This window comes from Stenotrophomonas sp. PvP093 (genome assembly GCF_017876915.1).
GTDB classification, from domain to species: Bacteria; Pseudomonadota; Gammaproteobacteria; order Xanthomonadales; family Xanthomonadaceae; genus Stenotrophomonas; species Stenotrophomonas muris.
This window is the reverse complement of sequence record NZ_JAGIOX010000004.1, coordinates 446,395-458,801: the sequence shown is the minus strand read 5'-3', so window position 1 is coordinate 458,801 and position 12,407 is coordinate 446,395. Positions and strand designations below refer to the sequence as shown.

At 68.0% G+C, this 12,407-nt stretch carries 12 protein-coding genes; 5 read left to right on the top strand and 7 right to left on the bottom strand.

Annotation, left to right across the window (positions count from 1 at the left end; translation table 11 throughout):
* Window positions 1-162: 162 nt before the first annotated feature.
* The 3 genes from prmA to fis all read left to right on the top strand — a co-directional run bounded on the left by prmA (window position 163) and on the right by fis (window position 2,284).
* Complete coding sequence (gene prmA, locus J3A72_RS04815) at window positions 163-1,083, top strand: 50S ribosomal protein L11 methyltransferase (RefSeq protein ID WP_075076463.1); 921 nt, start codon at window positions 163-165, stop codon at window positions 1,081-1,083.
* A 42-nt stretch (window positions 1,084-1,125) separates the two neighbouring features.
* Window positions 1,126-1,893: a DUF3426 domain-containing protein gene (locus tag J3A72_RS04810; RefSeq protein WP_075076464.1), complete on the top strand. Its 768-nt coding sequence runs from the start codon at window positions 1,126-1,128 to the stop codon at window positions 1,891-1,893.
* A gap of 115 nt (window positions 1,894-2,008) precedes the next feature.
* Entirely contained in the window at window positions 2,009-2,284 is a 276-nt protein-coding gene (gene fis, locus J3A72_RS04805; protein WP_005419706.1) for a DNA-binding transcriptional regulator Fis, read from the top strand.
* A 126-nt stretch (window positions 2,285-2,410) separates the two neighbouring features.
* On the opposite strand, the gene J3A72_RS04800 is transcribed toward fis, so the two are convergent.
* From J3A72_RS04800 to J3A72_RS04775, 6 genes are read right to left on the bottom strand one after another with little or no spacing between them, the layout of a single operon-like run.
* Complete coding sequence (locus J3A72_RS04800) at window positions 2,411-3,406, bottom strand: phosphatidate cytidylyltransferase (RefSeq protein WP_075076465.1); 996 nt, start codon at window positions 3,404-3,406, stop codon at window positions 2,411-2,413.
* Window positions 3,403-4,032: a lysophospholipid acyltransferase family protein gene (locus J3A72_RS04795; RefSeq protein ID WP_014648619.1), complete on the bottom strand. Its 630-nt coding sequence runs from the start codon at window positions 4,030-4,032 to the stop codon at window positions 3,403-3,405. Before J3A72_RS04795 ends, J3A72_RS04800 begins: the two co-directional genes overlap by 4 nt.
* Window positions 4,033-4,045: 13 nt before the next feature.
* Window positions 4,046-4,483, bottom strand: a complete 438-nt coding sequence (locus tag J3A72_RS04790; protein ID WP_075076466.1) for a hypothetical protein — start codon at window positions 4,481-4,483, stop codon at window positions 4,046-4,048.
* A complete protein-coding gene (locus J3A72_RS04785; RefSeq protein WP_172617731.1) occupies window positions 4,480-5,784 on the bottom strand; it encodes a phosphatase PAP2/dual specificity phosphatase family protein in 1,305 nt (434 codons plus the stop codon). Before J3A72_RS04785 ends, J3A72_RS04790 begins: the two co-directional genes overlap by 4 nt.
* A 23-nt stretch (window positions 5,785-5,807) precedes the next feature.
* Window positions 5,808-7,559, bottom strand: a complete 1,752-nt coding sequence (locus J3A72_RS04780; protein WP_075076468.1) for a bifunctional alpha/beta hydrolase/class I SAM-dependent methyltransferase — start codon at window positions 7,557-7,559, stop codon at window positions 5,808-5,810.
* A gap of 34 nt (window positions 7,560-7,593) precedes the next feature.
* Entirely contained in the window at window positions 7,594-8,211 is a 618-nt protein-coding gene (locus J3A72_RS04775; RefSeq protein ID WP_075076469.1) for a CDP-alcohol phosphatidyltransferase family protein, read from the bottom strand.
* Window positions 8,212-8,419: 208 nt separating this feature from the next.
* Between J3A72_RS04775 and purH the strand changes: the two genes are divergently transcribed.
* Both purH and purD read left to right on the top strand, forming a co-directional pair.
* A complete protein-coding gene (gene purH, locus J3A72_RS04770) occupies window positions 8,420-10,003 on the top strand; it encodes a bifunctional phosphoribosylaminoimidazolecarboxamide formyltransferase/IMP cyclohydrolase (protein ID WP_075076470.1) in 1,584 nt (527 codons plus the stop codon).
* Between the two features lie 61 nt (window positions 10,004-10,064).
* Entirely contained in the window at window positions 10,065-11,348 is a 1,284-nt protein-coding gene (purD, locus tag J3A72_RS04765) for a phosphoribosylamine--glycine ligase (RefSeq protein ID WP_075076471.1), read from the top strand.
* Window positions 11,349-11,482: 134 nt separating this feature from the next.
* Here the strand turns inward: purD and rpoH are convergent, their stop codons facing one another.
* On the bottom strand, window positions 11,483-12,358 hold the full coding sequence (gene rpoH, locus J3A72_RS04760) for an RNA polymerase sigma factor RpoH (RefSeq protein ID WP_005411269.1): 876 nt from the start codon (window positions 12,356-12,358) through the stop codon (window positions 11,483-11,485).
* Window positions 12,359-12,407 lie beyond the last annotated feature (49 nt).

The following is a 12,407-nucleotide window of genomic DNA, read 5'->3' as shown; positions in this document are numbered from 1 at the left end:
GCGGTGGTGAGCGTTCACGGCACACAGGAAAGCGCCGAGTTTAGCAAGGCCCGGCAGGCCTGTCTGAACTGCCCCCATTCATCTCAAAGCGGCATCTCAGGCAATACGGAGACGCCCCGATGGTCTAGCATTGCCCCCTTTCCCGCGACTGTCCCCACCGCCATGCCGTTCCTGGAACTGACCCTGCGCTGCACCGAAGCCACCCAGCCCCGCTATGAAAATGCGCTGGAGGACGTCGGCGCACTGGCCGTGACCCTGCTTGATGCCGAAGCCGACACCAGCAACGAACAGGCCATCCTCGAACCCGGCGTGGGGGAAACGCCGCTGTGGGACACCCTGGTGCTGAGCGCGCTGTTCCCCGCCGACAGCAATGCGCTGCTGCTGCTGGCCGCCCTGGAATCCTTCGACCCGGAACTGGACTGGAGCAATGGCAGCTTCCGCGCGGTCGAAGACGAAGACTGGGAGCGCGCATGGCTGGACCAGTTCCAGCCGATGGATTTCGGCAGCCGCACCTGGATCGTGCCGTGGAACCATGAACTGCCGGACGCTGCACAGGCCGCCGATGCCGCCGTGGTGCGGCTGGACCCGGGCCTGGCCTTCGGCTCGGGCACCCATCCGACCACCGCCCTGTGCCTGCGCTGGCTGGACCAGCTGGCCGTGGACGGCCAGCTGCAGGGCCAGCGCGTGCTCGACTTCGGCTGCGGCTCGGGCATCCTCGCGCTGGCCGCGCTGAAGCTGGGCGCCGCCGAAGCGATCGGCGTGGACAACGACCCGCAGGCGCTGGTCGCCACCGCCGACAATGCCGAGCGCAATGGCGAGCAGGCCCGCATGCAGGTGAACCTGCCGCAGGACGAACCGGTCGCCACCTACCCGATCGTGGTCGCCAACATCCTTGCCTCGGCGCTGGATGCGCTGGCCGAGCTGCTGGCCGCACGCGTCGCCGCCGGCGGTCGCATCGCCCTGTCGGGCATCCTGCAGGGCCAGGAAGGCGAACTGCTGCAGCGTTATTCCGCGTGGTTCGACGATCTGCAGGCCACCCAGGATGGCGACTGGATGCGCATCACCGGCACGCGCCGCGCCTGATCGTGATTGAATGACCGCTGGATCCGAGCCCGCGCCCTGAGCATGTCCGAGCCGAACCCGCCGCGCCGCCCTTTGGCCACCTTCCTGCGCCCCGCGTCGGAAGGCGAGGCCGCACCTGCGACCGACGCGCGCACGCCCGACCCGTCGGCGCATGACATTCCTGCCGCGAAGTCCGGGGACCCGGTCGACGCGGCGCTGCCGCCGATGGCGGAGACGCGACAGCTCGATGACACCGTCATCCTCGACGAAGCGACCGTGATCGAACCCGTCCTTGCCGGCCCGGCCGCGCAGGCGGTGGCCGGCGATGCGCCGAGCTTCCTGGGCACTTCGCGGCCGCGCGCGCTGCCGACGCCGCGCTGGCACTGGGTGCTGGTCTCCGGGCTGGCACTGCTGCTGGTACTGCAGAGCGTGCTGGCCGATCGTGCGCGACTGGCCGCCGACGCCGGCAACCGCACCTGGCTGGGCGCACTGTGCGGCGTGCTGCGCTGCAGCCTGCCGGCCTGGCACGAGCCGACCGCGTTCACCATGACCAGCCGCGAGATCCGCCCCCTGCCCGGCCAGGCCGGTGTGCTGCAGGTGCAGGCCAGCATCCGCAACGATGCGCGCTGGGCACAGGCCTGGCCGGACCTGCGCCTGTCACTGTCCGATGCCGATGGCCGGGTGATCGGCAGCGGCGTGTTCACGCCCGCGCAATACCTTGGCGAAAGCCCGGCCACGACCGTGCTGGAACCGGGCCAGAGTGCGCGCATCGCGTTCCGCGTGCAGGAACCCGCCGCGTCCACCGTCGCATTCACCTTCGACTTCCTCTGACCAGGGTAGAGGCGACCAGCCGTGGCAGGTCGGGCACGCTCGCGCTAGACTGGCCGCCACCACCTCGTCCGGCCGCGCGCTCCGCGCGCACGGGCCAACCGAATCGGGAACCCCCTTGAACGCTGTCCTCTCTCGTCCTGACAACAGTCGTGGCGCTCCCCGGCCACCGCTGCGTGAACACGTCGCCCAGTCCGTGCGCCGCTACCTGCGTGATCTTGATGGCTGCGACGCGGACGATGTCTACGAGATCGTGCTGCGCGAGATGGAAATCCCGCTGTTCGTGGAAGTGCTCAACCACTGCGAAGGCAACCAGAGCCGCGCCGCCGCGATGCTGGGCATCCACCGCGCCACCCTGCGCAAGAAGCTGAAGGAATACGGCATCAGCGCCTGAGCGCGCGCGGGTAGTGCCGGCCGCTCGCCGGCAACCCCATGAACGATGGCAGGATGTCGCAGTTGCCGGCCAGCGGCCGGCACTACCGGTAGATCCACGCCATGCGTGGATGCAGCCCCGGCGGGATCACCCGCCGCCGCCCGCCTTCCAGTAGTACCGCACCACATGGAAGAACACCGGCGCGGCGAAGCACACCGAATCTAGCCGGTCGAGCATGCCGCCATGGCCCTCGATCATGTGGCCCCAGTCCTTGATCCCACGGTCGCGCTTGATCGCCGACATCACCAGGCCGCCCCAGAATCCCATCAGGTTGATCAGCAGCGACAGGCCGAACGCCTGCAGCGGCGTGAACGGGGTGATCCACCACAGCGCCGCCCCAAGCGCGCTGGCGCTCAGCACGCCACCCACGAAGCCCTCCACCGTCTTCGACGGCGACAGCTTCGGCGCGATCGGGTGCCGGCCCAGCAGCTTGCCCCAGATGTACTGCAACACGTCCGAGGACTGCACCACGATCACCAGGAAGGCGAACAGCAGCACGTTGCGCGAGGGGTCGTGACCGGGCACGTGCAGGTTCAGCAGCAGCGGCACGTGCGAGATGCAGAACACGCAGATCATCAACCCCCACTGCACCTTCGCGGTGCGCTCCAGGTAGTGCGTGGTATCGCCACCGATGGTCGACAGGATCGGCAGGAACAGGAACGCATAGACCGGGATCAGCAGCGTGTACATGCCGTACCAGTCGATCCACACCAGGTAGTACTGCCACGGCAGCACGATGTAGAACGCAGCCAGCAGCGCGTAGTAGTCGCCTGAACGGGTCGGCGCCAGGGTGATGAACTCGCGCAGCGCGAACAACGAAATGATCGCGAACAGCACGATCACCCCGGCGCGGCCGAAGAACAGCGCCAGCCCGACCACGATCGCCATCACCCACCATGCACGGATACGCGACACCAGGTTGGCGATCACCGCGCTGGGCTGACCGCGCTGGCGCCAGCGCAGGGTCTCGGCCACTAGCGTGGCCAGCACCAGCACCGCGCCGACGCCGGCAAACAGCAGGCCGGTCTGCTGGCCGACACTCTGCGTTGCCAGATCGCCAGATACATCCAGCACGAAACTCATGCACGACCTCCATTCGGCGCCAGGTCCAGCAGCGCCTGCCGGCTGCGGGCCAGGAATGCGGCCTTGTCCTCGTCGGCCTGCAGCCGCAGCGGCGTGCCGAAGGTGGCCGTGCACAGCAGCGGCAACGGCAGGAACCGCCCCTTCGGCATCACCCGCTTCAGGTTGTCGATCCATACCGGCACGAACTCCAGCTCCGGCCGTTGCCGCGCCAGGTGGTAGATGCCGCTCTTGAACGGCAACAGCGGTTCATCGCCGATATTGCGCGTGCCTTCCGGGAACAGGATCAGCGAGCAGTCTTCGTCCACCGCATCGCGCAGTACCTGCAACGGGTCCTGCTGGCGATGGCCGGCCTCGCGCTCGACCAGAACACCGTTGAACACCGCATCGATCAGGTAGCGACGCAGGCCATCACGCTGCCAGTACTCGGCCGCGGCCACCGGGCGCACCTGGCGCCGCAGTGCCGGTGGCATCGATGACCAGATCAGCACGAAGTCACCATGGCTGGCGTGGTTGCCGTAGTACACGCGGCGCTCGCTGGACGGCGCGCAACCGATCCACAGCGCGCGTGCGCCGGTCACCACATGGATCGCGCCACTGCAGGCGCGGGCAATCAGTTCGGCAAACATCGATCACTCCCATTCACGTCTGCGGCCACACCACGGCCAGCACCAGCAGTGCGAACTGCACTGCGGTCAGCAGGTACTGGCGCAGCAGCAGGCGGCGCATGCCGGACCAGCGCGCATCCCAGCCACGCAGTGGCGCATCGGGCGACGCGCGGCGCAGGCCACTGTCGTGCAGCAGCTGATCGATGCGGCGTGCGGCGGCTTCGCCCTCCAGTCCTTCATCGCGCAGCAGCTGCAGCAGGCTGGCATCCAGCCCCACCCGCCACGCGTGGTAGGCCTGTGCGATGCCCGCGGCAACACTGAGCAGCAACAGGCCGGCAGCGATCATCGCCAGCCCCGGCTCGGTGCCGAGCAGCAGCAGTGCCACCAGCAACATCCCCAGCGACAGCAGCGCCGGCCACCGCCCCTGGCGCAGCAGCAGCTGCATGGTCACCAGATCGGGAACCGTGCTCATGCGCGCGCTCCTGCCGCAGCAGTGATGGCATGCAGATGCGCCGCGTGCAGCACGATGCCGGGGCGTGCAGCCCGCACGATCGCCACTGCCGCGTTCGCATCGGCGGCACGACCACTGCGCAGCAGCCAGGTGGCGACGCTGGCGGCACTACGCGAATAGCCCAGCGCGCAGCACACCAGCAGCGGCCCCTGCACGCGCAGACGCTCGATGGCATCGGCCGCCTCGCGCAGCTGTTCCGGCGTGGGCACCACCAGGTCCAGCATCGGCACGCTGGCATACGCCGCGCCCGGCGCGCGGCAGGACAGTTCAGCACAGGTATCGACCACGCCGACCAGCGGTGTTGGCAACGCAGCACAGGGAATGCGTCCCAGCCACACGTCATCCATCACCGGCACCGGATGCGGCGCACGCCGCGTCCACAGCCGCGAATTGACCCAGGCTGCGCCCAGGTACGGCGCCAGCAGCCAGCGTGCCGCCATGGTCAGGCGACCATCGGCGCGCTTCTGGAACACCGCGGTACCCAGCCCGGCATAGGCCAGCGCCACCAGCAGCAGCGACACCACCGGCCACAGCAGCCACAACGCGGCGCCACGCAGAAGCACCACCGGCACCAGCAGTACAGCGGCCCCCAGCAGGTACACCCCTGCCAGGCGCCAGCGCTTGGCATCACGTGCCGTGCGCCATGCACGCAGCGGTGGCGTGCCCTGCTCCGGCCACAGCCACACGCACAACCAGCCGGCCAGCAGGCCGGTCGGGATATCGATGAAGTGATGCTGGAACGTGGTCAGCACCGAGACGCCGATCAACAGCGCCCACGCGTGCAGCACCCAGCGCCACACCCCGTGCAGGTACTGTGCGAACTTCACCCACAGCACGATCAGCAACACGATGTGCAGCGACGGTGCCTGGTTGAACGGCTTGTCGAAGCCCAGCAGCACATCGAACAGCCAGCCGAACACACCGCCGATCTGCGGACGCTCGAAGCTGAAGCGCAGCGGCCACAGCAGGAAGCAGCTCACGGCGATCAGCTGTGCGCTGAACAGCCGCAATGCGTGCCGGTCCAGCTCCAGCCGTTGCCGGCACAGGAAGAACGAGACCGCGTAGAACAGGTCGATCGACCAGTACGGCACGATCGTCCATGGCACGAACGGGATGCGGGTCTCCCAGCCGAACGCCATCACCGGCAGGGTGGCGTGGCGGCCGGCCATCCAGTTGGCGAAGCCATAACTGGCGAAGAAGAACGGACCCAGCAGGGCCAGCCACAACAGGGCGCGCCGCCAGGGGCGCCCCTCTGCGGCCAGTGGGGATGCGGCGAGCGTCGCCATCACGCGGTCCGGCGCGCCAGCGATACGGTGAAGATGCCGAAGTCGTCGATACGCTGCGCCACCTTCTCGAACCCGGCCAGGCGCACCAGCTCGTCCATCTCCTGCTGGGTACGGCGGCGCATCACCCACGCCGCGCCACCGCGGTGGCTGGTCAAGGCACGGGCAATGAATTCCAGCTGCGGGTGCCAGGGCTGGCCGGTATAGGCCAGGTAGCCACCCACCGGCACCGCTGCGGCAATGCCCTGCAGCGAGCGCAGCACGGCGTCGTTGTCGGGGAACAGTTCGTACAGGCCCGAAACTACCGCCAGCGTCGGCGCTGGATCGACCTTGGCCAGCTGTGCCGGGTCGAACGCATCACCCTGCTCGAAGCGCGCGATGTCGGCCGCGCCCAGGCGCTGGATCAACGCCTGGCCCTGGGTCACGTTCAGATCGCTGAAGTCGCGCAGCACGATGCGGTCGGCGCGCTGCTCGCCCTGGCCCAGTGCTTCCAGCACATAGCGGCCATGGCCGGCGGCCACGTCCAGCACCCGCACCGGCGTGCCCTGCCCGCGCAGGCGCTGTGCGGCGTCGCGCAGCAGTTCCTGCAGGTGCTGGCCACGCACGCGGATGCCACGCCAGCCGATCGCATCCAGGTAGTTGCGGTCGACCATCCGCCCCAATGGGCCCTTGCCGCGCGCCTCATTCCGGTAGATGTAGTCCAGCGTGCTACCGGAATCGAAACCGGTCTGCAGGCCCAGCGCGATGCCTTCGGACAGCGTGCCGCCGAAGCGCAGGCCGCCACGTAAAACGCGCCAGCGCAGGTCGGCCAGGCTGTTGCGTTCCGGTGGCCAGGCCAGGATCTCCGACTCTTCGAAGGTCGGCCCATGGCGGTGCGCGTCGCGCCGTGACAGCTCGCGCAACGGTTCGGCGAAACGCGCCTGGATGAAGCTGCGGATGCGCGCCAGTGCCGGTGCCCGATCGCGCTCGCCCAGCGTGTCGTGGAAGAAGCCCGGCAGGTGCACCCGCTCCTTGATCGGGCTGGACAGGCGCTCATAGAAGCGATCCTGCGGGCCACGGTGCACCACGAAATCCGAGCCGGACACCAGCAGCTGCACCGGCACGCTGATCGCCTGCGCATCGGCCACGATGCGGTCGGCCGCTTCGTACAGGCCCAGCAGCACGCGCACCGAGATCGGCCGGGTGATCAGCGGATCGGTACGGTAGCTTTCCACCCGCGCCGGGTCATGGGTCAGCCACTGCGGCTTGACGTAGCTGTTGACGAAGAAGTTGCCGCGCAGCTTCTGCATCAAGGCCAGGCCCGGCCGCGCGAACGGCACGTACAGCTTCACCTTGAACGCCGGTGAAGCCATCACCAGCGCACGCAGGCGTGGCGCGTAATCGTGCACCCAGGTCGCGGCGACCACCGCCCCTACGCTCTGCGCGATCACCACGATGTCTTCCACCGCAATGCCGTGCTCGGCGCCGATGTGGGCGATGAAGCTGTCCAAGTCGCGCACCAGCGCCGGGAAGCCCGGTGCATCGCCACGCGCACCCGGCGAACGGCCATTGCCGCGCGCATCCCAGGCGAAGAAGGCGGTGTCGGGCAGGTCCAGCTCATCGACCAGGTGGGTGACACGCCCGGAGTGCTCGTGGCCGCGGTGCAGCAGCACGATGGCCCGGGTGGCCGGGGTGGCGGTGGTGCCCGCCCAGTACCGGTAGAACAGCGGTACCTGGTCGAAGCTGTGGAATTCCCGTTCCTGCGCCTGACGCATGCAATCTCCTGATTGTCTTTTTGTATCTGCTTGATTAATTCGACGAAACCGCCGTTTCCCGCAGTCCGCGACGGACGCGGTTGATCATGGTCAGCATGCACAGCACCGCCATGGCCGCGGCCACGCCCGTCACCGTCATCGCGCCAACCCACCCAAACGCCAGCAGCAGACCCAACACGCCGACGACGAAGGCGCGGTCACTCTTGCCCATCGGGCCGTCATAGCGGCGGCTGGCACCGACCATCAGCCCCAGCACCCCGGCGTACTCGCTCAGCGCCGCCGTCCAGGCCACCAGCCACAGCACTTCCGGGCGCACGCCCGGCACGCTGAGCAGGCTCAGGTACAGCGCCGCGTCGGCGATCACATCGCACAGCTCGTTCAAATAGGCGCCCAGCCGCGACTGCTGGCCGAACTCGCGGGCCAACATGCCGTCCACGGCGTTGAGCGCCATGCGCAGCAGCATCCACAGCGGCAGCAGCAGGTACAGCAGGGGCTGGGCCGGCGCGCAGCACCAGACGGCGGCAGCGACCAGCAGCGAGACCACGGCCGCGGTCACGGTCACCGCATTGGCGGTGATCCCCATGCGGTACAGACCGCGTACGGCCGGACGCAACAGGTCCTGAAAACGTCCTTTCAATGCATAGATCGACACGATCCGAACCCGCTGATCCTTGGCAGTTCCGGCACAGCCTACCCGATTGGAGCAGCGCGCCCCATCGAATTGCCTGCGGACCGTCCCCGGCCAGGCTGTGCTGAAGGCGGCCACAGGCCGTGGGTGCGGGTCGATTTTCCCCGCCGGCGCCCGCCACCGGCCCCCACCGCCTACAATATCGGCCCCGCTCCGCTGCCGATTCTGTCCCATGACTGCTGATCTGTTGCCCGTCCGCCGGGCCCTCCTCTCCGTTTCCGACAAGACCGGCCTGGTCGAGCTGGCCACTGCGCTGGCGGCACGCGGCGTGGAGCTGTTGTCCACCGGCGGCACCGCCAAGGCGATCCGCGATGCGGGCCTGGCCGTGAAGGACGTGGCCGAGGTCACCGGCTTCCCGGAAATGATGGACGGCCGGGTCAAGACCCTGCACCCGATGGTGCACGGCGGCCTGCTGGGCCGCTCCGGCCTGGATGACGCAGTGATGGCCGAGCACGGTATCGGTGCCATCGACCTGCTGGTGCTGAACCTGTACCCGTTCGAATCGGTCACCGCCCAGGCCGACTGCACCCTGGCCGACGCGGTCGAGAACATCGACATCGGCGGCCCGGCCATGCTGCGCTCGGCTGCCAAGAACTTCGCCCGCGTGGCGGTGGCCACCGATCCGTCGCAGTACGCCGAGCTGCTGGCCTCGCTGGAGGCCAACAACGGCCAGCTGACGGCGGCCACCCGCTTCGCATTCTCGGTGGCCGCGTTCAACCGCGTCGCCCAGTACGATGCGGCGATCAGCAACTACCTGTCGGCGGTCACCGCCACTGACGCCGCCGTGCCGGCCCGTGCCGAGTACCCGGCGCAGATGAACTCCACCTTCGTGAAGGTGATGGACCTGCGCTATGGCGAGAACCCGCACCAGAGCGGCGCGTTCTACCGCGACCTGTACCCGGTGCCGGGCACGCTGGCCACCTTCCAGCAGCTGCAGGGCAAGGAGCTGAGCTACAACAACCTGGCCGACGCCGATGCGGCGTGGGAATGCGTGCGCCAGTTCGATGCGCCGGCCTGCGTCATCGTCAAGCACGCCAACCCGTGCGGCGTGGCCGTCGGTGCCGGCAACGGCGATGCCTACGAGCTGGCCTACGCCACCGACCCGACCAGCGCCTTCGGCGGCATCATCGCCTTCAACAAGCCGCTGGATGCCGCCACCGCCAAGGTGATCCTCGACCGCCAGTTCGTCGAAGTGCTGATCGCCCCGGACTACGAGCCGGCCGCGCTGGAGTACGCGCAGAAGAAGGCCAACGTGCGCGTACTGCGCATCCCGCACGGCGGCGGCCTGAACAACTTCGACAGCAAGCGCGTCGGCTCGGGCCTGCTGCTGCAGTCCTCGGACAACCGCGGCATGACCCGCGACGAACTGAAGGTGGTCAGCAGGCTGGCGCCGACCGACAAGCAGTTCACCGACCTGCTGTTTGCCTGGAACGTGGCCAAGTTCGTGAAGTCCAACGCGATCGTCTATGCCAAGGACAACCGCACCATCGGTGTCGGTGCCGGCCAGATGAGCCGCGTGTACTCGGCCCGCATCGCCGGCATCAAGGCCGCCGATGCGAACCTGGTGGTCGAGGGCTCGGTGATGGCCTCCGACGCTTTCTTCCCGTTCCGCGATGGCATCGATGCCGCTGCAGCCGCCGGCATCAAGGCGGTCATCCAGCCGGGCGGTTCGATGCGCGATGCCGAAGTGATCGCCGCCGCCGACGAACATGGGCTGGCCATGGTGTTCACCGGCGTGCGCCACTTCCGCCACTGATCCGCATCACCAAGCCGGGCCCTGCCCGGCTTTTCTCTTCCGTACCCGAGAACCCTGTCCCATGAAGATCCTCGTCATCGGCTCTGGCGGCCGCGAACACGCCCTGGCATGGAAGCTGGCCCAGTCCTCCCGTGTCACCGAAGTGATCGTGGCGCCCGGCAACGCCGGTACCGCCAGCGAAGACACGTGCCGCAACGTGGCAGTCAAGGTGACCGATATCGACGGCCTGCTGGCGTTGGCCCAGGCCGAAGGCGTAGCGCTGACCGTGGTCGGCCCGGAAGTACCGCTGGTGGCCGGCGTGGTCGACCGCTTCCGCGCCGCCGGCCTGCGCATCTTCGGGCCGACCGCCGCCGCCGCGCAGCTGGAAGGCAGCAAGGCCTACGCCAAGGACTTCCTGGCGCGCCACAACATCCCCACCGCGTTCTACGCCGTGCACACCGAGGTGGACGCCGCCCTGGCCTACATCCGCGAGAAGGGCGCACCGATCGTGGTCAAGGCCGACGGCCTGGCCGCCGGCAAGGGTGTCATTGTCGCAATGACGTTGGCCGAAGCCGAAGACGCCGTGCGTGACATGCTGTCCGGCAACGCGTTCGGCGATGCCGGTGCGCGCGTGGTCATCGAGGAATTCCTCGACGGCGAGGAAGCCAGCTTCATTTCGATGGTGGACGGCGTGCATGCGCTGCCGATGGCCACCTCGCAGGATCACAAGCGTGTCGGCGATGGCGACACCGGCCCGAACACCGGCGGCATGGGCGCCTATTCGCCGGCCCCGGTGGTCACCCCGGAGGTGCATGCCCGCGTGATGCGTGAAGTGGTGAACCCGACCGTGCAGGGCATGATCGCCGACGGCATTCCCTTCACCGGCTTCCTCTATGCCGGCCTGATGATCGACGCCAGCGGCGCACCGAAGGTGATCGAATTCAACGTGCGCTTTGGCGACCCGGAAACCCAGCCAGTGATGCTGCGCCTGCAGTCGGACCTGGTCGAGCTGGTGGAAGCGGCTATCGATGGCCGCCTGGATGAGGTCGAAGCGCAGTGGGACGCGCGCCCGTCGCTAGGCGTGGTGCTGGCGGCCAGGCCGTACCCGGAAGCGCCGATCACCGGTGACGTGATTTCCGGCCTGGACGACGTGCCGGCCAGTGCCAAGGTGTTCCATGCCGGTACGGCATTGGATGCGCAGGGCCACGTGGTCAGTGCGGGCGGTCGCGTGCTGTGCGTGGCCGCACTGGGCGACAGCGTGCGCGACGCGCAGGCCAATGCCTATGCCGGCGTGGCCAAGGTGAGCTGGGCCAACGAGTTCCACCGCAACGACATTGGTTGGCGCGCGATCGCACGCGAGGGGTGACGACCGCGCCGCAGCCACGCAGGGCGTGGCTCTACTGACATTGGTAGATCCACGCCATGCATGGATGAGAACGCCACCGAAAAGAAAAGGCCCGGCAATGCCGGGCCTTTTCATTGCTTCAACACCGTCCCGCCTTACGCGGTGAACAGCGCCTTCATCTTCTTCAGCGCGTTCGCTTCAACCTGGCGGATGCGCTCGGCCGACACGCCGTACTCGTCGGCCAGTTCCTGCAGCGTCACCTTGCTGTCCGCGTCCAGCCAGCGGCGGCGGATGATGTCGCGCGAACGCGCATCCAGTTCCGCCAGGCCTTCGCGCAGCAGCTGCATCTGGTTGTCTTCGCTGTCCTCGCGCTCGTAGGCCATCGACGGGTCTTCGTCGTCGGCAACCAGGAACGCGGCCGGCGACGGCGGCGCGTGCTCGTTGTCCTCGTCGGTCGGCGCATCGAACCCGATATCGCGACCCGACAGGCGCGACTCCATTTCCATGACCTCGCGCTCGGACACGTTCAGGTCCTTGGCCACCGCGCTCACCTCAGCCGCGTTCATCCAGCCCAGGCGCGTCTTCGACTTGCGCAGGTTGAAGAACAGCTTGCGCTGCGCCTTGGTGGTAGCGACCTTCACGATGCGCCAGTTCTTCAGGATGAACTCGTGCATCTCGGCACGGATCCAGTGCACCGCGAAGGAGACCAGGCGCACGCCCATGTCCGGGTCGAAGCGCTTGACCGCCTTCATCAGGCCGATGTTGCCTTCCTGGATCAGGTCGCCCAGGGCAAGGCCGTAGCCGTTGTAGCCGCGGGCCACGTGCACCACGAAGCGCAGGTGCGAATGCACCAGCTCGCGGGCAGCGTCCAGATCGTTGCCGTCGCGGAAGCGACGGGCCAGGTCCTGTTCGTCATCGACCGACAGCACCGGGATCTGGTGCACGGCACCGATGTAGGCGTCCAGCGAACCGAGCGCACTGGGAATCGGGAGATTGTTTGCCACAAGGGCAGTAGAGGTGTTCTGGCTCATAGGCACCCATCTTAGCAGTCCGGGATTTGGACTGCTAAAGGAGGAAAAA